16 protein-coding genes and 1 pseudogene are annotated in these 20,739 nt (G+C 34.3%); 7 read left to right on the forward strand and 10 right to left on the reverse strand.

The window, feature by feature from the left end; translation table 11 throughout:
* Positions 1-34: 34 nt before the first annotated feature.
* A complete protein-coding gene (locus tag BJL90_RS00340; protein WP_070963294.1) occupies positions 35-889 on the reverse strand; it encodes a nitroreductase family protein in 855 nt (284 codons plus the stop codon).
* Positions 890-1,191: 302 nt separating this feature from the next.
* On the opposite strand from BJL90_RS00340, the gene BJL90_RS00345 reads away from it, so the two are divergent.
* Complete coding sequence (locus tag BJL90_RS00345; RefSeq protein ID WP_070963296.1) at positions 1,192-2,148, forward strand: NAD(P)-dependent oxidoreductase; 957 nt, start codon at positions 1,192-1,194, stop codon at positions 2,146-2,148.
* Positions 2,149-2,302: 154 nt separating this feature from the next.
* On the opposite strand, the gene BJL90_RS00350 is transcribed toward BJL90_RS00345, so the two are convergent.
* The 8 genes from BJL90_RS00350 to BJL90_RS00385 form a co-directional block, all read right to left on the reverse strand.
* A complete protein-coding gene (locus BJL90_RS00350) occupies positions 2,303-3,088 on the reverse strand; it encodes an ABC transporter permease (protein ID WP_070963298.1) in 786 nt (261 codons plus the stop codon).
* Positions 3,089-3,097: 9 nt separating this feature from the next.
* A complete protein-coding gene (locus BJL90_RS00355) occupies positions 3,098-4,003 on the reverse strand; it encodes an ABC transporter ATP-binding protein (RefSeq protein ID WP_070963299.1) in 906 nt (301 codons plus the stop codon).
* A 480-nt stretch (positions 4,004-4,483) separates the two neighbouring features.
* A complete protein-coding gene (gene lepB, locus BJL90_RS00360; protein ID WP_070963300.1) occupies positions 4,484-5,101 on the reverse strand; it encodes a signal peptidase I in 618 nt (205 codons plus the stop codon).
* A gap of 272 nt (positions 5,102-5,373) precedes the next feature.
* Positions 5,374-7,323: an endonuclease MutS2 gene (locus BJL90_RS00365; RefSeq protein WP_070963302.1), complete on the reverse strand. Its 1,950-nt coding sequence runs from the start codon at positions 7,321-7,323 to the stop codon at positions 5,374-5,376.
* Between the two features lie 503 nt (positions 7,324-7,826).
* The gene (locus tag BJL90_RS00370) at positions 7,827-9,221 is read right to left on the reverse strand and encodes a L,D-transpeptidase (protein ID WP_070963303.1); all 1,395 of its coding nucleotides are present in this window, start codon (positions 9,219-9,221) and stop codon (positions 7,827-7,829) included.
* A gap of 159 nt (positions 9,222-9,380) precedes the next feature.
* A complete protein-coding gene (locus BJL90_RS21705) occupies positions 9,381-9,539 on the reverse strand; it encodes a hypothetical protein (protein WP_156778670.1) in 159 nt (52 codons plus the stop codon).
* A gap of 114 nt (positions 9,540-9,653) precedes the next feature.
* Positions 9,654-10,808 carry a M56 family metallopeptidase gene (locus tag BJL90_RS00380; RefSeq protein ID WP_070963307.1) on the reverse strand — a complete coding sequence of 385 codons (1,155 nt, stop codon included), beginning with the start codon at positions 10,806-10,808 and terminating at the stop codon, positions 9,654-9,656.
* Positions 10,805-11,212: a BlaI/MecI/CopY family transcriptional regulator gene (locus tag BJL90_RS00385; protein WP_070963309.1), complete on the reverse strand. Its 408-nt coding sequence runs from the start codon at positions 11,210-11,212 to the stop codon at positions 10,805-10,807. Before BJL90_RS00385 ends, BJL90_RS00380 begins: the two co-directional genes overlap by 4 nt.
* A gap of 1,122 nt (positions 11,213-12,334) precedes the next feature.
* Between BJL90_RS00385 and BJL90_RS00390 the strand changes: the two genes are divergently transcribed.
* From BJL90_RS00390 to BJL90_RS00405, 4 genes are all read left to right on the forward strand, one after another.
* A complete protein-coding gene (locus tag BJL90_RS00390; RefSeq protein WP_070963310.1) occupies positions 12,335-15,109 on the forward strand; it encodes a S8 family peptidase in 2,775 nt (924 codons plus the stop codon).
* Between the two features lie 268 nt (positions 15,110-15,377).
* Positions 15,378-15,863 carry a hypothetical protein gene (locus BJL90_RS00395; RefSeq protein WP_070963312.1) on the forward strand — a complete coding sequence of 162 codons (486 nt, stop codon included), beginning with the start codon at positions 15,378-15,380 and terminating at the stop codon, positions 15,861-15,863.
* 441 nt (positions 15,864-16,304) lie between these two features.
* Positions 16,305-18,023, forward strand: coding sequence for a S8 family serine peptidase (locus BJL90_RS22260; RefSeq protein ID WP_070963314.1), 1,719 nt, complete (start codon positions 16,305-16,307; stop codon positions 18,021-18,023).
* A 216-nt stretch (positions 18,024-18,239) separates the two neighbouring features.
* The gene (locus tag BJL90_RS00405) at positions 18,240-18,938 is read left to right on the forward strand and encodes a hypothetical protein (RefSeq protein ID WP_070963316.1); all 699 of its coding nucleotides are present in this window, start codon (positions 18,240-18,242) and stop codon (positions 18,936-18,938) included.
* 382 nt (positions 18,939-19,320) lie between these two features.
* Here BJL90_RS00405 and BJL90_RS22655 read toward each other — a convergent pair.
* Positions 19,321-19,997, reverse strand: a pseudogene (locus tag BJL90_RS22655) (IS5 family transposase); the annotation flags it as partial.
* On the opposite strand from BJL90_RS22655, the gene BJL90_RS00415 reads away from it, so the two are divergent.
* Positions 19,995-20,177, forward strand: a complete 183-nt coding sequence (locus BJL90_RS00415; RefSeq protein WP_070963320.1) for a hypothetical protein — start codon at positions 19,995-19,997, stop codon at positions 20,175-20,177. The pseudogene BJL90_RS22655 and the gene BJL90_RS00415 overlap by 3 nt on opposite strands.
* A 199-nt stretch (positions 20,178-20,376) precedes the next feature.
* A complete protein-coding gene (locus BJL90_RS00420) occupies positions 20,377-20,685 on the forward strand; it encodes a hypothetical protein (protein ID WP_070963322.1) in 309 nt (102 codons plus the stop codon).
* The last annotated feature ends 54 nt before the right edge of the window (positions 20,686-20,739 follow it).

The raw sequence follows: 20,739 nt of genomic DNA on the forward strand, positions 1-20,739 counted from the left end.
TGTCATTTACAAAGCCTAAAGTATTGTAATAACTTTATTCCACCCAGCTCACTACATACCCCAGGTTTTCTATTCCAGCAGGATCTACCTGGGGATTTTCTATTATCCAGTTTCCCTTGACCCCTAGCTCCTGTAAAACCATTTCAAAATGGCACATAGCAATTCCCATATCAATCCGCTGAATATTAAAGCCCAGCTTTTCTCCGTATCCTTGATCTCTCTTTAAATAAAAATGGTATACTTTTTCTTTTTTCACGATTCTCCATGGCTGCTTATTTGAAGCAGAAGGGGCTAGTCTTATAGCTTCTAGTGCTGCTAAGTATTCCTTTGCCCCTTTTTCTTTCAACGGTTTATTGAAACTTTCATCAAAAAAGAGTTGATGCCATGATTTTCTTTTATTAGCGCCTACAGCAAAACGCATAAATGACTCCACTACGCTTTTTTTATCTTCTGGATAGCCTATAGGCGTAACAATAGGTAGTTTTTCATTGTCTTTTAATGCAACCATCTTGACAAACTGGTTTCTTTTGAAAGTTCCTCCCAACCAACAAGTTCCAAGATTTATAGAAGCTGCATATAGGATAAATTTTTCCAAGACATAGCCTAACGCCTCAAGATCCTTTTCACCATTTTCTACAATTGCTGCAATATAATCTTGAGCCCCTTTTATTACGCCATAAGTACCGATTTTTCCACCATTTTTCTCCAAAATCTCGAAACAATCAATCAATTCCAGTCTTACCTTAGGGCCAAAAGGTCCCTTAAGGGCTGCAGCATATTCTCTTATTTCCTCCTTTATTTCCTCCGACAACTTCTCAGGCCGATAGGTCCTTACTGAATACCTGCTTTTAATCACTTCCATGATAGGTTTTTTGAAGTGTTGTTTCATCACTACACCAACTTTCTAAAGAATATTTTTATTTTTTCATAAGCTTCTCCCATTCCTCCGCCTTAAAACCCACCAAAACAAAATTTTCTCCAATAGCCAATGGACGTTTTACCAGTATACCATTGGTGGATAGTATAAGCATTTCATTTTTCTTCCTCCTCAATTATTTATTCTATTGTAATTTTAAAAGATTTTTTATAGATTTTTTTCCTTGGACAATAATAATTACAGATGCTAAGTTTTACAAGCAATCATAAATTTCGTATAATAAAAATATCAATATTAAACATTAGGAGGTCTCTATGGAAAAAATAGTGTTTCTCAATTCAGCAAAAGTAGACTTTGATCATCAGCTTAACTTTTCTTCCCTACAAGAACTTGGCACTTTTACCAAATACGATGCCAGCAGTGATGAAGAAATTTTAGAAAGAGTGCAAAATCAAAGTGTGATTATCACCAAAGAATTGCCCCTCGGTAAAGATTTAATTGAACAATTTCCACCTTCTGTTAAGCTTATTTGCGAAGCTGGCACTGGCTATAATAATATTGATATTATTGCCGCAGCGAATAAAAATATCACCGTCTGCAATATACCAGGCTACAGTACTGAAGCTGTTGCGCAACTAGCAATCACCTTCATGCTGAATTTTGCTTCCTCTATGGTGCTGCAACAAAACATGATTAAACAAAGCAATTTTACTAATTTTACAAAGCACCTTCAGGTCCCTCATTTTGAGTTGCAAAACAAAACCCTTGGGGTGATTGGTACAGGTGCTATTGGCAGACAGGTAATCAAGGTGGCTAGTGCCTTGGGCATGAACGTTCTAGCATATAATCGCACACCTAAGAACTATGAAGAACCAAATATAAAATCTGCTTCTCTTGAAGAAGTATTGAAGGGTAGCGATTTTGTCTCAATCCATTGCCCACTTACTCCTGATACAAAACATCTTATTGATAAAGATAAATTAAAACTTATGAAGCCTACAGCTTTTATTATCAATACAGCTAGAGGCCCTATTATTAAGGAAACTGATTTGATAGAGACCCTCCAAAACAACGTCCTTGCGGGGGCTGCTCTAGACGTACAAGATCCTGAACCTCCAGCACTAGACAATCCATTGTTCGCCATGGACAACGTAATGCTTACACCCCACATAGGTTGGAAATGCTTTGAGTCTCGTGAAAGACTGATTCAGCTTGTGTCTGATAATATTGCCGCCTTTATTAAGGGAAAACCAATAAATGTTGTAGGTTAAGGCTGTTTTTCTTATATACATATAGCATCATGAAAAATTTTTTCAAACTGCCCTCCTAAACATAGTGAAGAATCTTGATCAAGATTCTCACTATGTTGGGAGCCATATCAAGCTAAGGGATAGAAAGGTCATCTATCCCTTTTTTCTTTTTTTACTAATCGATTTTGATGCCAAAACCCTTTTTAAATATATATACTGCAATGAAGAAAAATCCTATACAAAAAACACTGGCTGCCAACAACTGTAGGAGTAGATTCCCTTCATAAACACCTATATACGTATATCGGGTAATATTTACAAGTGGGTAGATAGGGTTAATATATCTAATTTTTGATAACATACCAGGTAATTTTGTAATTTCAAAGAATACGCCTCCTATATAGGTCAGTGGTGTGATAACAATAGCCAATACAAAATTCATTTTTTCAAAACTATCCAGTATAAGCCCCGAAATCAATCCTATTGATGCAAAAATAAAGGAGGTTACCGCAAGGGAAACAAAGAATAATAAAGGATGCTCTATTCTGTAGCCAACAAAAAAAATAGTGGCAAAATAGGTTAAGGAACCTACCAATAAACCTCTAAAGGTGCCCCCAAGAACAAATGCCAAAGATTTTTCAATATCAGAAATTGGGTAACTATTTAAATCCTGTACTGTATTCTGAAACTTCTGCACAACGATAGAGAAGGAAGGATTTTGAAAAGAAGCAAGAATTGCCCCCATGGTGGTTAGTCCTGGAACGAGAAAGTAAAGATAATTTACCCCTTCAATCCCCACTTCCCTCGTTTGCAGCATTCCTCCAAATATACCCAGATACAATATATTTGAAAGCAGCGGCGCAAGAATCGTCTGAACAGAAACCTTCATAAATCTATGAATTTCTCTTTTTAACAAAGTCATAAAACCAGTTTTGTTATAAAATATTGATGTTTTACTCATAAAATCCTCCTAACCTCTGATTAACTGTAAATAGATGTCTTCTAGCTTTTGTTTTTCTATATTCAGGTCTACAAATTTCATGTTGTTTTGTGTGATCCTTTCTAATACCTTAGCCAAGTCATCTTTATCTATCTTGAAGGAAACTTTCCTTTTCTCCTTTACTTTGGGATGATATTCCCTCAAAAACACAAAGTCAGCTACATCTAAATCCCAATCAAAAAGAAGTTCAACTTTTATTTCCTTAGAAAAATCCTTCAACAACTTATCCTTCGGCGCATCTGCAATAATAGCACCCTCGTTTATTACAACCACCCTTTTACATAATTTTTCTGCTTCTTCTATATAATGGGTGGTCAGTATCAAAGTCATCCCAGTGTTGTGTAGTTTTTTTAAAAATTCATACATAGTATGGCGTAGTTCTATATCTACACCAGCGGTGGGTTCATCCAATATAAGGATTTTGGGTTTATGCACGAGGGCTTTTGCTATTAAAAGTCTTCTCTTCATACCACCCGACAGCGCTCTACCATAAGCCTTTTTTTTATCTTTCAATGCTAAAGCCTCCAACAGTTCATCAATATATTCCTTGTTGTTTTTAAAGCCGAAATAACCCGACTGCTTTGTTAAAATCTCCTCTACTGTAAAGGCAGGATCATAAGCTATTTCTTGGGGAACAATACCGATGATTTTTTTCGTTTCTAATTCCTGTTTGTCTAAATCATATCCCCCTATCTGTATCTCACCATAGGTTTTTTTCACATTTCCTGCCAGTATATTAATTAAAGTAGTTTTTCCTGCGCCATTCTGACCCAATAGTGCTGTGAATTCCCCTTGCGTTATATTGAGATTGACATTCTTCAAAGCTTCTTTTTGGTTTTTTACATAGGTTTTTGATAAGTTTTTTATTTTTAACATTGCTGTCTCCCTTCTATATGATTATATATATCTAAAATTTCTCTTCTTTTAAGACTATACCACTCTTATCAGTAGCTTAAACCCCAAATTAAACTGCTTCCCCCTATTCTTCCTTATCATAGTCAATCACTCAACCCGGTATATAGCTTTCATAATTTTCTTCTTGGCATGCAATACCTGGTTTGCATTAAATTAATGAATTTCTTTTTTGTTTCTTCGTTATATTTTGTCATGCAAAAATGCTCCTCCAAATGTTAGTTTTTATGTCTAACATTTGAAGGACACTTCAAATTTCATGTCCTTTTTTCTGAGATATAACTATCATGCTGTAACTATACGTAGTCACTTAATGAGATAGAAAGCCCCTTCTATGACCATAAAAGAAAATGTGTCAACAAAAGGGGTTTTAAATAATCCTTATGCTAGGTATATAAACCAACGCTATTAACAATTTAAAGAAATCTATAAAAGCTACCTGTGCTAATATATACTTATTTTATTAAAGGGATAAAATCTAAAAATAACTTTTCCTAGTACATTTTCAACAGGCACTGATCCAATTTCTCTACTGTCAATACTTATGTTTCTATTATCTCCCATAACAAAAACATGATTTTCTGGTACCTTTATTGTTTCAAAAGCCTTCATCATATCCTCTTTAATATAATCTTCCTCTAGAGCTATGCCATTACGATATACTGTCCCTTCTTTAAATTCTAATAAATCTCCAGCTTCCCCGATGACTCTTTTTATCCAAAATTGTCTATCATTCGTATCATTCATAGCCCTTCTTATTAAAGGATTGTCTATAACCTTATCCTTTAAAGTCCTCTGTCTATTTACTCTACTATCGATGATAACAATATCGCCATATTCAGGTTCGTTACCTAGTATATATGCACTTTTAAATATCATTACATAATCTCCAGCCTTGTTAACATCAAAAGAGCTCTTTCCCTCCAATGTTGGTTCCATAGAGGCTTCACATACTATTGACGGTTGAAGAATAAATGCACTAAGGAATATAGATGCTACTAGGGAAAAAAGAAGAATTTTTCCCCATTCCAAAATTTCTTTTATTATTCTTTCACTTTTCATTTAATCCACTCTCTTTCTTAATTTATCGTATCTCTAAATTTAAAAGATACTGTTCTTTGTATTCTTCCATAATTTTTCCAATATGTTTATTATATCAATTTACAAAATATGCTACAATAATGAAAATATTAAAAGAAACGCCTTTCATCCTAAGAATAAAAGAAAAAGGATCGTTTTTAAACAGCTAAAGGGAGGTTTTGTTTTCCATCAGTACTCTTTAATTTTACCCAAACGTCCCCTCGGTCATAATTTATAAAATAGACTCGTTCCTCTTATTCTTTTTTATCATACTCAATCACCAATCCCGGCACATAACCTTTACTCATTTTGTGCTGTTTTTTTCGGTTTTCTTTGCTTTCAAATAGAATATTCATGTCATAATCCTCAGGATATAGTGCCTCCGCCTCTACATACAAAGAAAGCCTTTTCCTATTGACCTTGATCTTTTTTCCTTGATATAAAACGCCTACTTCCCCAACAGAATTTTCTTCTTGGCATACGATGCCTGTTTTTCCCAAAAAGCTTATTAAAACACAATCTCCTATATGAAAACTTCTCTTTTTTTCGGACTTTTCCTGCTTGTTTTCTTTTTTATTCAAGGTTTCTACCCTCTTCTTTTCCTTACTAACAAAAACATTTGTTTTTTGCCCTTCTGCCATTTCCTCTACCAGTTTCATAGAATAAAGCTTCTTTTCTCCATAGGTTATTTCGTGGGCCCTCTCAATGATGGATCTATCTAAGCCCAGTCTTAAAGCAATCAAAAAGGCATTACTCTCTCCGGATTTTCCTATCTTCAATTTATAGAGAGGCTTTAAAGACAAGATATCAAAACCCATGGCACCATTTTCAAAACCTTCTTTTTTTGCAGCAAACTCCTTTATCCCATTATAATGGGTGGTGGCTAAGATTGTAGCTTTTTTTTCCATAAGATTCTCTAAAATAGAAGTAGCTAGACCCATACCTTCTCCAGGATCTGTTCCTGCTCCTAGTTCGTCTACTATAACCAATGTATTATTCGTAGCTTGTGTTAATATTTCCTTGATGTTTTCTATATGGGAGGAAAAAGTGCTAAGGGATTGCTCTATACTTTGACCATCTCCTATATCCACTAAGACATCATCAAATATTGCAAACTCGCTATTTTCCTTTACAGGAACATGTAAGCCTGATTGCACCATCAAGGTTAGAAGTCCTACTGTTTTTAATACAACAGTTTTCCCGCCGGTGTTGGGTCCTGTAATCACCAAAGCTTTATAAGCCTCCCCAATAACAAAGTCTAAAGCTACAGCAGTTTTACCGATTAAAGGATGCTTGCCTTCAACAATCTTAATGTAACTTTTATTATTGAGTTTTACAGGTACTCCTTCAATAGCTCTGCTATACTTAGCTTTGGCAAAAACAAAATCGTATTGTACCATCACTTCGATATTAACGGCAATTTCTCTTTGATAGGTTTCTATCAAAAGGGTTAAATCAGATAATATTTTGTAAATCTCTTTCTCCTCCTGTATTTTAAGCAAAGAAAGTTCTCCACAATGTTTTCTGATACTTTCTGGTTCAATAAAAACAGTTGAACCCGTGGCAGAAGAATCCAATACAGTTCCCTTCACCTTGCTTTTATATTGGGCTTGGACAGGTATGACATACCTTCCATCTCTTGTACTGATTAAATTTTCCTGTAAATATTTTTTGATTTCTGAAGACTTTAAAATATTCTCTAACTTTGTTTTTATCTTCTCATCTATTATTTTAATATTTTTTCTTATTTTAGCAAGTGTTGAGGTAGCCTTATCACTTACCTTACCATGTTGTATAGATTTTTCAATTTCGGTAGTGAGTTGTGGTAATTCCGAAATAGAAAGTGCATAGCTACTTAAGCAGGGGGCGGTCTCCATTCTTCCCTTCATATATTGTTTCATTCGATTTCCTTCTATCAATAAATCATATATGGTAATAATATCTTCTATTGAAAGAGCCGAGACCTTGCCCAGCTTCTCCATCACTCTTTCTATGCCTGTGAGGGCATGGAGAGGTGCACTGGAGCCTCCTGATAATAGTTGTACTCCTTCCGTTGTTTCCTTTATCCAGTTTTCAATCACCGTTTTATCTGTAATAGGTTCCAGTGCTTCTATCCTTTTTTCTCCTAAGTGAGAAAGGGTATATTCCTTTAATATATCCTTAATTAAATCAAATTCCAAATAAATCATAGCTTTTTTATTCATTGTACTTTTCTCCTCTCATCTTTTTTAAACAAAAAAGGCGATAATGAACAACCATTCATTATCGCCTTTTAAACCAATAGATAAAAATATTTCAAAAACAAAAATAAGCTGTACAAAACCACAGCTTAGATATCTTGAACTATTTATCATCAAGCATAGAAAGTGAATAAGATATTTACTGGTGTTCTTACCAATCAATCACCTAAAAAAATTCAACACAAACAAAGGGATTAGATCCCCTAAAAATCTTTTTTCTAGGCAAATATTTACTTGATTAGTTAAGAACTACCTCTAACATCCACACACTTCCAATTCTTGAATTTTCACTTACATTTTACACGAAATAGTTTCTTCTGTCAACCTTCACGCAAGAAAAGGGTTAAGTTTTTTCCAAAAATTTATAATGGTCGATTCCTCCGTTGTATAAAACAAGTGCTTCCTAAACAAATTTAAAGGACGTGAAAATTCACGTCCTTTTTTGTAGCAAAGCAACTACTTTGATCCTATTCTATCACAATGACCGCACCGTTTTCTACATTTATCCAGTTATGGAGGAATTCTGCATGGCTGGTAAAGTTCCGTACACACATGTTGGAACGGGGAAATGTACCGATGGTATGAAGGTATTCTATTAACCCGGGATCAATTTTCTCTCCATCCTCCTTCTCATAGGCTACTGGAACACCATGGATATAGGCTCCTCCTGTAAATCGTACGGCAAAAGGGGCATAGCCTGCAATATCCTGTGTACCACTTTCTAAATACTCAAAGCGATCTCTTTTTTCAATCACCTTGTAACTACCAAGAGTGGTTTCAAAGGAAAAATCTCCTGGAATTCCAGTGGTAGACAAGGTATATGATACAAGATGAAGTTCATCTTCACCAAGCTCAAAGGAAGCCTGGTTCTGCTGATCTCTGTCTACCACAACTACGTGCTCCAGCCGGCTTAGCGTGACATCTGGATCAATATATTGTTTGGGTATATAGTAGTCTCCACCAAAAGTTGGAACATCAATATGGTAAAATTCCTCCGTCTCTTCTATGATGCGTACCAACATTCCGTCTGGTATATACCTAAATTCACTATTTGTATCTGCCTGCTGGTAGGCAGGAGCACTGTGGTAAACTCTATAGCCATACGCATCTACTGCAGCATCTCCCTTTTGAGGAGGTGCACCATTTTGATTTTTATAGTTACTGACAAAGTGCAAATCTCCTTGGGCCACCTGCTGTCTTAACTGGTTGATGGCCTCTTCCATTCTATCAAAGCGAAAGTTTCTAGGAACACCTGTTGTTGCATGAAGATATCCTTCACCGACGCCATTATCATCTTCAAATCCCACCCTATACCAAATGCTTGAATCCTCTAAGGCTTCACCTTCAACCCTTTGAAGGAGGGATAATTTCTCTAAGCTCTCTACTTGGGCAACAACGGTGGCATCTGGTGCTGGATTTTCTAAAATTTCTGCACCTTCCTCTGCCGTTACAAGGAAATAATCAAAAGAAATATCATATTGAAAATACTGAATTGCATCATTGATGGTTTCAGGTAAGGTGGTGCTATATTCTTGCAACACAGTGTTCATCTTTTTAGATCCAATCTCTTGCAATACCTCTGTTTTCTGCTGTTGATTAAGGTAGGATATCCTGTTTTCTTCCTCCTCTTGAGTGTTTTCAGTGATCCTTAGATCATCTTCAAGATTGAAGCCGTTTATATTTTCTTCCACTGCTTCCCCTTGAGGCTTGGCTAATCTATCTTCCTTAGGGACATCCTCTGCAGGTGTGGATTGCTGTCTTGGCGCAGGTGTCTCGTCGGGAGGCAGATTTCTGCGATATGCACAACTGGACAGTACAATCATCATGATAACGAATAGTGCTAGTGTAATTTTCTTATACATATGCATCCCCAATCTTATGTTTTACTATTTGCTTGAATCTATCTTTCCCAAATAATTCTTCTATTATGTGTCCTATTAAAACAAAAATGCCAAAGGAATAGGTGTTGTCAATAACTCCATCCCCTCGACACTTACGTATATATCAAGTATATCAAAGAATTATACCCACTCCCAATCGGTAAGCCATTTATTATAAGTAATAGACCACAATCGTTTTTGCAGCCTTCCATCAACAACTCGATATCGCCACTCTGTTTCTTCCGCATTTATCACCACATTGGTATCTTTAGTGTAAATCATTGTCTCTGCTGCATACACAACATATTTAGGGCTAAAGACTCCACTCAGACATATTAAGAGCAGCCCAACTGTAGAGCAATGAACCACAAAATTTCTTAATTTCATAAATCCTCTCCTTTCTCGGCAAACCGTTTATTTAACCGACAATAATGAAAATGGTTCTTCGTTTATTTGGTTTATATTACATCTATATTGACCATCTGTATATAAGGAGTAAGTGCCATCTCCATTAAGTATAAGAAATGAATTCTCCGGAGTAATGATAAAGGTCTCCTCATATCCTGCTTCAACCGTCGGAAAGTATCTTGGCTGTATCACAAACCTATACGAAGCAAAATGAGACAACAGAATCAAACCACAAAGCAAAAATATAGGGAATATGCGTTGCTTTTTCTTTCCGTCATATTCCAACACCAAGCGAAATCTTTGCTGGATTTTTTTTGTTTTACTTGTGCTGATTAATGCGGTGCTATTGACAGGTATAGTATGCTGGAAATTCTTTTTACCTGTTGATTTCATAACCTTTAGAATGCTTTCCAAATACCTAATACGATCTTTCTCGTCCATTTGAGACGTAATGCTTAAGTCGCATTGAATTTCCAGTACATGATTTAACTCGTGCTTTAAAAGATGAACGAAAGGATTCCACCAAAATACCGAACTAATCAAATACATAGATAACTTGATCCATGTGTCTTTATGTAAAAAATGAGTCCATTCATGCAGCAGGATATTTTTCAGTTCACCATCTGAAAACTGTATATCCGGCAGATAAATCGTAGGTTTAAAAAATCCTGTAATCATAGGGATACTGATTTCTTTGGATTGTATGATTTTAACCTTCATGTTTTTCTGGCTTTTCGCGATAATCTCATCCATACACAAAATAATTCGCATATCCCGTGTTCCGTCAACAACGCCGACAGAATTGTTCAATTGAATTAATTGGCATATATATTTTTGCAAATTATAAATGCTTCCTACCACCCAAACAACAAGCAGCACATCATAGATACGTATTACAACAACACCATCGAAAGCTGTAAATAGTGACATAGTAAGAAAATTAATAACAGCAGGCAAAATAATTTCAGAGGGTAAAACAACTGTCGCTGGAAGTTCAACGGAACAAAGCAAACGGAAAATGCTTGTAACTGTTAGAAGTGCCAAAGGTGCAATGCTGAAATGGATGAGAAAACTGTTGCGGCGCCTCATGAAGGCAATCATTGCAATATATATGTTGCACCAGAATATTGAAGTAATGAATGAAAAAATTGTGATGCTCATTTCTTCTCCCGCTTCCGTGCCTGTAATATAGCCTCCAATTTTTCCAATGTCTCGTTATCAATCTCATCATCTTGAATAAGCGTAGATACAAGACAGGCAATGGCAGAAGATTTAGATTTAAGATAATTTGCACTTTGCTTAAACTGCATTATGTGATATTTCTCTTGAGTAATCATCGGAGAAAACGTACGTCCATAATTTTTACCAGTCTTTATATAGCCGTCTACCTTAATTGCACCTTTTTCCAGTAAGCTGTTTAATAAAATATGAATAGAGCTGTCTTTCCAAGAACGTTCCGGAGAAAGTTCAATAATTTCAGAACGAGACAAAGCCCTGCCTTGTGTCCACATAAGCTCCATAATTTGCTGTTCATTTTTTGTTAACGAAAATGATGCTTTATCCATTAAATCACCTCAATATATTATATTTAATAAGGTTATATTAAGTATTACTATATTATATGTAATATTATAAGAACTTTTTTTTATAATGTCAATGAAAATCCAATTATACAAGATAGGTTTTAAGCTATATTTGTCAAGGGATTCCTGCTTAAACAATAAAACCAAGCAATTGATTTCGGTATTGTTCGTTAGTATATAGCTTTAAACCTTTTATTTGTATAAACTAAAATTCTCATTTTGTATTGACATATATAATTATGTTAAATATAATACAGTTATATTTAACATAATTATATTAATTTTCAAATAATGGACTTAGTAATGAAGGACAAGCATTAAAAGTGTGTCATGCGCAATAATTTACATACAAAAGAAAAAAGAAATATAAATGTGCACAATGACCCCTGATTAAGGAGTGTTTCTTATGTACATTTATATTCCTCTAGAAACACTACAGCTACTATTATTTTCAAAGGAACTGTTATCAATACCTAACTACAAATATTTTGTTTACTTTGTTTGCTTGTGGTAATACAAATCAAGGCAAATAACACCACTGGAGTATATTAGGCTTCATTGGCTCTTTTTTCACTAACCACTTCCCTTTGTTTTCCACTGATTTTCAGACTATTATTGGATAAATCTAAGGGTTTTCAGTGGGCAAACGATATCGATGACATAGCTACTCCAATGAACTTTTGGCATAATGCCCATGCTGCACTATTTCAGTTCTGTAATTAGGCTCTTAAGTATCCGGCCAGAACAGTAGCAGATACATACTTTAGCAATAAGTCATTCATCCAACCTTATATTAGATAGAACCACTCCTATAAAATATTCAAATAGTAGTTGACTTCAAACACAAGTTTATCGAGGGGATATCCCTTGGACATTAGAACTTAGTTTTAAAAAGCTTCGTATCTACCTGAGTACATTTTCCTTAGAAAAACTTGTTTTCTCCAAAACCGCATTAGATCAAGAAGTAGAGAAAAATATATCAGTAAAAGATGCTATACTTACTATTGCTTCATAACAGTAGTAAAGTTAAATTCTTAAGGCTTTAATTTGTGCAAAACTATAGTAAATTATAGAATCATTATTCCAAACAAGGGGGTTTTTATTATGCGAAAGATAATATCGTTTTTTACAGCTTTAGTTTTACTGCTGAGTTGTTTTACAATTATTCAACCAATTGCGGTAAAGGCAGAAGGTAAATCTACGTTGCCTTTTACAATAGCTGTTGAAAATTTAGTTGCAAACAATGTTGTAGATATTAAATTTTCAAGTGATGAAAAAGTACAATTGTACATTCATGAAGAAAACACTACTAAAAAAGAATCAATTTATTCATCAGTAGTAGAAAATAGCGTGTCTATAGAAGGAATTTTATTAAATCAAAAGTATAGCATTGATGTTGAAACAGTTTCAAAAGAATTATATACCGGTTATTTTATTTTATACAATAAGGCTGAAAGTGAAGTCATTGGGTTAATACTTGATATAAATAAAGTTGAAAGAAACATAAATTTTGAAGATGACACAGACTATACCCGAAGGATACAAGACACTGTTACAAGTGTTGTATATGAAAGGGAAAAAAATGATAATTTAAACACAGCTAATAAGTTATTTGAAGAGGTTATTTATGGAAAAATTAGTGCTTCTAATGATGTAGATTATTTTAAGACGATGTTTTATGAAAAAGGGGATGTTGTATTTTTATTAGACAATATACCTGATGGTAAAGACTTTGACTTGTATGTTTATGACAGTAATAAAAAACAAATTGCTTCATCCTGTAGTACAAATAACTTTGAAACCATCACGATTAAAGATGTAAAGCTAAATGATTGGTATTATATAAAAGTTGCCGGATACAATAAATCCTTTGATAACGATAACTATTATAGACTTACAGTCAGCCATATCCCTAAAAAAATTGTCAACTATGGTCATACTTTTGAAACAGCAAGAATCCTCACCACACAAAATGACGTGGAGGGTGAAATATTATTTGATGGAGATAGTAACTATTTCAAATTTACACCGGCGGAAGACGCATATTATGTAATCTATACAACTGGAACTACAGATACATATGGTTATTTATACAATAAAGATAGATATCTAATTGCCAGCAATGATGACAAACCCGATGATCCTTATGGAAACTTTGAAATAAAAGAGAAGCTAAAATCAAAGGAACAATATTTTATACAGGTTAAGCATTACAGCATTGGTACGAGAAGATTTACCCTAAAGGTTGAAAAAGAAAGCAATAAAGAAGAAACCTACAACAATATTGATAACCCCATCGTAGTTGAAATGAATACAGAGTATCCAGGAATCATCCCAACTGAAGATTCTCAAAACTGGTTTTCATTTACCCCAGAAGCTACAGGTAGTTATAGCATCACTTCAAAAGGAAGTGCAGATACATACGGCATACTCTATGATGATACAAAAACAAATATTATGATGGAAAATAGTGATGGTCTTAATACCAAAGCATTTGAACTTGCCAATACCCTTCTTGAAGGCAAAACCTATTATATTAAGGTTACTGCCGAAAATTTTGATTTACAAAATAATCAATATAACTTGTTCATTGAAAAGCTAAACAACCCTGATGATGAGAACTTTCAAGAACAATGGGGATTGCTGAATTACTTGAATGGAGTAGATATTAATATTCTTCCTGCATGGCAATACAGCAAAGGAAATGGCTTTAAAATAGGTATTGCAGATACCGGTACAGATGATAATCATATAGATTTGAAAAAGAATATTGATTTAACGCTGGCTTATAATTTTATTCATAATATGAAAGATGTTTTTCCTGCTAATGAGAACCTCTCTGCTTCATCAGCAAGAGCAGGCCACGGAACGCACGTTGCAGGAATTATAGGAGCTGAGGCAAATAATGGACAAGGCATAGCAGGAATTGCACCAGAATCCACCCCTATACCTTTAAAAGTTCTGGGAAGTAGAATACCAGAGTATCCGGTTTATAACGGTGCAATAGCATCTTTTGTCAATTCAATTCAGTATGCGAAAGATAATGATATTAGGATAATGAATTGCAGCTTTGGGGGTTATGCCCCAGCTGTTTCAGAACAAGAGGCAATGCTAAAAGCAGAAGAAATATTATTTGTAATAGCTGCTGGAAATGACGGAAACGATTTAAGTATCAATCCTGAATACCCTGCTTGTTATTATCATGACAATTCTATCGTTGTAGCAGCTGTTAACGCTAATGGAGAACTAGCCATATTTTCAAATTATGGTGGACCAACGGACATCGCTGCACCAGGAGAAAAAATATTGAGTACCTATCCTCAAAACAATTATACCTACAAGAATGGTACATCAATGGCAGCGCCAGTAGTATCAGCTGTTGCAGGATTAGTCTGGTCAGATGATTTAGGCTTAACACCCATAGAGATTAAGGAAAGATTAACTGCTGATAGTAACGTAACAAAATTGGACAGCTTGAAGAATAAGGTATTAAGCGACGGAGTTGTTAATGCTTTCAAAGCGATAGTTTCAAATAAAACCGAAACAAGTGCAAGAAGTATAAAAGGGATTGATAGAAATATATTTGGTCGGGATATTAAAGCAAAAATAAAATACTACAAAGACAATACAAAAAATCATGAAAAAACAGATAAAATCATAGTGAAATTTGCTGATGGAGTAGAGCTTGTAGATTTTATCAACAATATAAATCAAAAAAATATATTTAAAAAAATGAAACAAGTCGAACATCTTGAATTAATTAACGCTTATGTATTTGAATTTTCCACTGTTGAAGAAGCAGATAAAGCAGTAGATGTATTTAACGCTTATGGAGAAGTTGTTTATGCTGAACCAAATTATTTGAGAAGTCAAAATTAGAGTAAATTTGATTCTGGGTTTAGAATTCAATCTATATTTGTTATAGATTGAATTCTAAATAATACAAATGAAAGGGTGATTCTATGATTGATGTGGGTCCACCAATTTAGATAGGCTTTTGCGCCGCCTAATACTTGGTAAGCATTAGGATGTGCAAAAGCCAATAGGAGGATTTATAGAGACAAATATTTCGACTAGTTTTAGAATTAAGTAATTGTAACACATCGGAGTTTTCGAGGAAACCAACCAAATAAGAGGAGGAATTAAAATGAAAAAAATAACATTAATTCTATCATTACTTCTAGTTTTATTTTCAATAAGTTTTATATTTGCAAGTGCCAATCAAAAACCTATTGAAGGAGTAGTGATTGAAACAAACGAAGATGATGCTGATGTTAGCATGGAAGAAGTAGTAATTGAAACAAACGAAGATGATTCTGATGATAGAGAACCAAGGGATAGTTATCTAGCAATTAGGGATGAATCCATTGGTTCTAGTGGCAGGCGTTGGGATCAACCTGAAGGATATAATTCTTATCGTATACATGTAACAAACAATAGAAATGAGGAATTAACAGTTACTGTATCCTATGATAATGGTAATAAACGTTGGAGTTTTGAAGTACCAGCAAACGATAGTAGGACAAGAACTGTAAATAATGCGTGGAGCGGTAGACATAATGTAAGTTTTACAACAAGTAGTGGAGCATTATCAGGTACTATAAGTGTTAGAGTATCAGATGAAAACCTTTAATGAATTTATTAATAGTTAACTATTAATAAATAAAAAGCAGGGTAGAAATTTTCAAAAAAATACTACCTTGCTTTTATAACTCATTGATCTTTATTAAATCAAGCAAGGAACAAGTATGTTGAATGAATCAGCCTCAAATTCATTATAGCAAATACATTAAACAAACTAAAATATACTGTTCTTTCTAATGAGGACAGTATATTTTAGAGAGGAATAAAACTATGAAAAAAAGAAGTTTAGCAATAATTGGTTCCCTTTTTATTGTATTAATAAATGCATTTGTTTTTTTATGCATTTAAAACAAAACGCAATATATTTCAAAAGAATATTCACATACTATAGTTTTGCGCTTTTTAAATAATTACCAGAAATTGACGTAATAATTTGCAAAATAAAAGAGGAATATATGTACAAAATAACCCCGGCAAAGGAGTGATTCTTGTGTACATTTATATTCCTCAAGAAATACTACAGTTGTTATTATTCCCAGACAGCTTTATGGTCCACGGGGCATTACTGGTAGCTTATGACACTAGCCTGATTGCTAAGAATTCCGAGAAAATACTAGGTATCCAAAAGTGGAATAATCATAGCGGAAATGCAGACGAAGGTGAATATATTGTTGGGCACCACTGGGGTATATTGGGTTTAGTTGGCTCTTTTCTCACCAAAAGGTTCCTATGCTTCCCACTGATCTTTCGGTTGATATCCGGTAAGTCTAACCCCTGTCAATGGATCTGCGATGCTGACGGAATGGCAAGACCAATGAACTTTTGGGATAATGCCCATGCTGCATTGTTTCAGTTTACAGATTATATTAAGGTTACTGCGAAAAATTTTGATTTAGAAAATAATCAATATAACTTGTTCATTGAAAAGCTAAACAACCCTGATGATGAGAACTTTCAAGAACAATGGGGATTGCTGAATTACTTAAATGGATTAGACATTAATATTCTTCCAGCATGGCAATACAGCAAAGGAAATGGCTTTAAAATAGGTATTGCAGATACCGGTACAGATGATAATCATATAGACTTGAAAAAGAATATTGATTTAACGCTGGCTTATAATTTTATTCATAATATGAAAGATGTTTTTCCTGCTAATGAGAACCTCTCTGCTTCATCAGCAAGAGCAGGCCACGGAACGCACGTTGCAGGAATTATAGGAGCTGAGGCAAATAATGGACAAGGCATAGCAGGAATTGCACCAGAATCCACCCCTATACCTTTAAAAGTTCTGGGAAGTAGAATACCAGAGTATCCGGTTTATAACGGTGCAATAGCATCTTTTGTCAATTCAATTCAGTATGCGAAAGATAATGATATTAGGATAATGAATTGCAGCTTTGGGGGTTATGCCCCAGCTGTTTCAGAACAAGAGGCAATGCTAAAAGCAGAAGAAATATTATTTGTAATAGCTGCTGGAAATGACGGAAACGATTTAAGTATCAATCCTGAATACCCTGCTTGTTATTATCATGACAATTCTATCGTTGTAGCAGCTGTTAACGCTAATGGAGAACTAGCCATATTTTCAAATTATGGTGGACCAACGGACATCGCTGCACCAGGAGAAAAAATATTGAGTACCTATCCTCAAAACAATTATACCTACAAGAATGGTACATCAATGGCAGCGCCAGTAGTATCAGCTGTTGCAGGATTAGTCTGGTCAGATGATTTAGGCTTAACACCCATAGAGATTAAGGAAAGATTAACTGCTGATAGTAACGTAACAAAATTGGACAGCTTGAAGAATAAGGTATTAAGCGACGGAGTTGTTAATGCTTTCAAAGTGATAGTTTCAAATAAAACCGAAACAAGTGCAAGAAGTATAAAAGGGATTGATAGAAATATATTTGGTCGGGATATTAAAGCAAAAATAAAATACTACAAAGACAATACAAAAAATCATGAAAAAACAGATAAAATCATAGTGAAATTTGCTGATGGAGTAGAGCTTGTAGACTTTATCAACAATATAAATCAAAAAAATATATTTAAAAAAATAAAACAAGTCCAACATCTTGAATTAATTAACGCTTATGTATTTGAATTTTCCAGTGTTGAAGAAGCAGATAAAGCAGTAGATGTATTTAACGCTTATGTAGAGGTTGTTTATGCTGAACCAAATTATTTGAGAAGTCAAAATTAGAGTAAATTTGATTCTGGGTTTAGAATTCAATCTATATTTGTTATAGATTGAATTCTAAATAATACAAATGAAAGGGTGATTCTATGATTGATGTGGGTCCACCAATTTAGATAGGCTTTTGCGCCGTCTAATACTTGGTAAGCATTAGGATGTGCAAAAACCAATAGGAAGATTTACTGATCAAGTTGGAGATTTTTATTAACAAGGAGAATAGTTATGAAAAAAAAGTATCCCTTAGCTTTGTCTATATGTATAGTTGCTCTTGTAATAGGTGCTGGTAGTTTCTTTTTTTTGAATAGAAATATGAATGTGCAAACAGATGAAAATATAAAGGAAATAACATCTCAAAAAGAAGAATCAAAGATTATTAATAATGAGATGTTGCGAATCATTATGGCATTTAAGTCAGACAATAATAGTATTCCGACTTTTGTCGTGAATTTTGATAACCTACAGCAAACGATTGACATTTTGGATGTTTCTGGAGACCTGAGTTACGCAGCAGAGAATATACAATCTCAAAAAAATTTACAAGAAATTATTGGAAAATCAGCGACAGATTCCGTTGCTTATTTAGAGTTGGATTTAAGTGGGTTAGATATGTTTATCGATAAAATAGAAGGTATACCTTTTGAAATGGAAGAGGCCTTACTTTATACAGACCCGTATAGTGGGACAGTTATTGATATACCACAAAATACTATCTTAAATGGTAGTCAATTTGTAGAGATGTTATTTATCAGAATTAAAGATAGGCCTATTTTAAAGACAACTCTAGTGCATAATCTTATGTCTAAAATAACTGGAGATCAACAAGAAAACAGAGACTTATTCTTTAAAGATTATGCAGTTATCAAATTTGGAGAATTGGATCTGATAAAATATTCGTTTGAAAATTGCAAAGCTTTCAAGTAACACCACAAACAACGGTTACAAAACAAGTAGTAGTCCCCTTAGGGGGGACTACTATAATAGATAGAGACATAAACAGAGTAGGAAATTTGTTTCAAGACAGATTTAAAAGTGAACCAATAGAAAAAAAGAGAATCAAATAGTGCCTAAACTTTTTCGTTACCACAAACGCCCACTTCGTTCCAATTGTATAAAAATATGGAAATTATCTGATATAATGAATGAAAGGGTGATTCTATGATTAATGTGGGTTCACTAATTTAGATAGGCTTTTATGCCGCCTTATGTTTGGTTAGTATTAGGATGTGCGAAAGCCAATGGGAAGATTTACTGATCAAGTTGGAGATTTTTATTAGGGCGTGTCTGAAAACTAAATAACTCTATACTATTTGCTCAAAATAAAAATAGCTGATATATACACAAAGGCAAGGAAAGAATCGGCAAGTTTGTCATATCGGGTTGCAACCCTGCGAAAATGCTTGATTTTGTTAAAGAAATATTCCACTAAATGACGCTCTTTATAAACCCACCAATCACATTTCCATGGATCACGGGTGTTAGCTTTAGGCGGAATCGTATACGTTGCTTCTTTTGAGCTTATGTAATCTCTGATGTCTTTTGTTCCATAAGCTTTATCTGCCAAGATATTGCTGTCACTTATATCTACATGAGAAAGCACATCAACAGCCAGCGTACTATCATGAAGATTACCTGCTGATAATTGAAAATGAATTGGGTTACCTAAGCCGTCAACGATAGCATGTATCTTTGTCGTATGACCACCACGACTTAAGCCTATATGCTGATTCATTTCATGGTTTATTGCCCTTTTTTAGCACCTGCACTATGCTGGTGAGCTTTGACGGAAGTGGAATCAATACTTAAGTTTTCATAATCTGGTTCTGAATTTAAGTGGTGAAAAATCTTTAGTAAAGCACCGTCATCACGCCATTTACAAAAACGGCTATATACGGTTTTCCAAGGGCCAAAACGTTCTGGTAAATCCCGCCGTGCAGCTCCACTTCTAGCGATCCATAGGATTGCATTAAAAATGACTCTGTGTCAAGTGCAACTGGTGCAGTGCAAAAAACATTTACAGTAGCGGCTGGAAAATCAGGTGAAGTAAGAATGCAGGCTTCTGATTTTGGCACTCGTTATGTTAACATAACATCAAAAAATGGTTATCCTTTAAAAGGTAGTTTAGCGGTTAGAGTAGCTACTACCTCATCTGGACTCGGTTAACTTTTTAAATAATGGCCCTGTACAAGGAAAATGTTGTTTTAGGCAAATTGTTTATTTAAAATAGTGTGCTTTATTTTAATAATTATGTAAATTTCTGTTACAATTGAGATATAAGTATGGACGCATAAATGAAAAATGCGAAGCAGCAAAGATTATTTTAATATGTGTAGAAATAGTCCAATATGAAGGGAGGATGTCAATGTTAATATCAACTTTACTGAGTTTGGGAAGTCTGCTACTTGGACTTATTGCATGGATTGTTCCGTTTTTAGCTATGAAACACCCTAGAAAGGATGCAGTGAAAAATTGCTCTTTCATTATTGTTAGTTTTAGTGCTTGTGTAGCATCACTGTGTTTACAACTGTTCGAAATTAATCATAGAGTACAAATTCAAGATTGGTCGGCACTCATGGACACAATAGGTACTTTAATATGGGTTGCTGTAATACTTGCTGTAATAACATTGATACTTAATATAATATATAATGGTGTTATTTATATGCAATGAAAAAGAAGCAAAAATTTCATAACCTGCTGTATAAAATTCTTAAAATACGAAAAT

It is taken from the genome of Clostridium formicaceticum, assembly GCF_001854185.1.
Classification (GTDB): Bacteria; Bacillota; Clostridia; order Peptostreptococcales; family Natronincolaceae; genus Andreesenella; species Andreesenella formicacetica.

What these genes read in the sequence shown, in the direction of transcription:
- BJL90_RS00340 (WP_070963294.1), bottom strand. Translation starts at nt 889, where the DNA reads ATGAAACAACACTTCAAAAAACCTATCATGGAAGTGATTAAAAGCAGG.
- BJL90_RS00345 (WP_070963296.1), top strand. Translation starts at nt 1,192, where the DNA reads ATGGAAAAAATAGTGTTTCTCAATTCAGCAAAAGTAGACTTTGATCAT.
- BJL90_RS00350 (WP_070963298.1), bottom strand. Translation starts at nt 3,088, where the DNA reads ATGAGTAAAACATCAATATTTTATAACAAAACTGGTTTTATGACTTTG.
- BJL90_RS00355 (WP_070963299.1), bottom strand. Translation starts at nt 4,003, where the DNA reads ATGTTAAAAATAAAAAACTTATCAAAAACCTATGTAAAAAACCAAAAA.
- lepB (WP_070963300.1), bottom strand. Translation starts at nt 5,101, where the DNA reads ATGAAAAGTGAAAGAATAATAAAAGAAATTTTGGAATGGGGAAAAATT.
- BJL90_RS00365 (WP_070963302.1), bottom strand. Translation starts at nt 7,323, where the DNA reads ATGAATAAAAAAGCTATGATTTATTTGGAATTTGATTTAATTAAGGAT.
- BJL90_RS00370 (WP_070963303.1), bottom strand. Translation starts at nt 9,221, where the DNA reads ATGTATAAGAAAATTACACTAGCACTATTCGTTATCATGATGATTGTA.
- BJL90_RS00380 (WP_070963307.1), bottom strand. Translation starts at nt 10,808, where the DNA reads ATGAGCATCACAATTTTTTCATTCATTACTTCAATATTCTGGTGCAAC.
- BJL90_RS00385 (WP_070963309.1), bottom strand. Translation starts at nt 11,212, where the DNA reads ATGGATAAAGCATCATTTTCGTTAACAAAAAATGAACAGCAAATTATG.
- BJL90_RS00390 (WP_070963310.1), top strand. Translation starts at nt 12,335, where the DNA reads ATGCGAAAGATAATATCGTTTTTTACAGCTTTAGTTTTACTGCTGAGT.
- BJL90_RS00395 (WP_070963312.1), top strand. Translation starts at nt 15,378, where the DNA reads ATGAAAAAAATAACATTAATTCTATCATTACTTCTAGTTTTATTTTCA.
- BJL90_RS00405 (WP_070963316.1), top strand. Translation starts at nt 18,240, where the DNA reads ATGAAAAAAAAGTATCCCTTAGCTTTGTCTATATGTATAGTTGCTCTT.
- BJL90_RS00420 (WP_070963322.1), top strand. Translation starts at nt 20,377, where the DNA reads ATGTTAATATCAACTTTACTGAGTTTGGGAAGTCTGCTACTTGGACTT.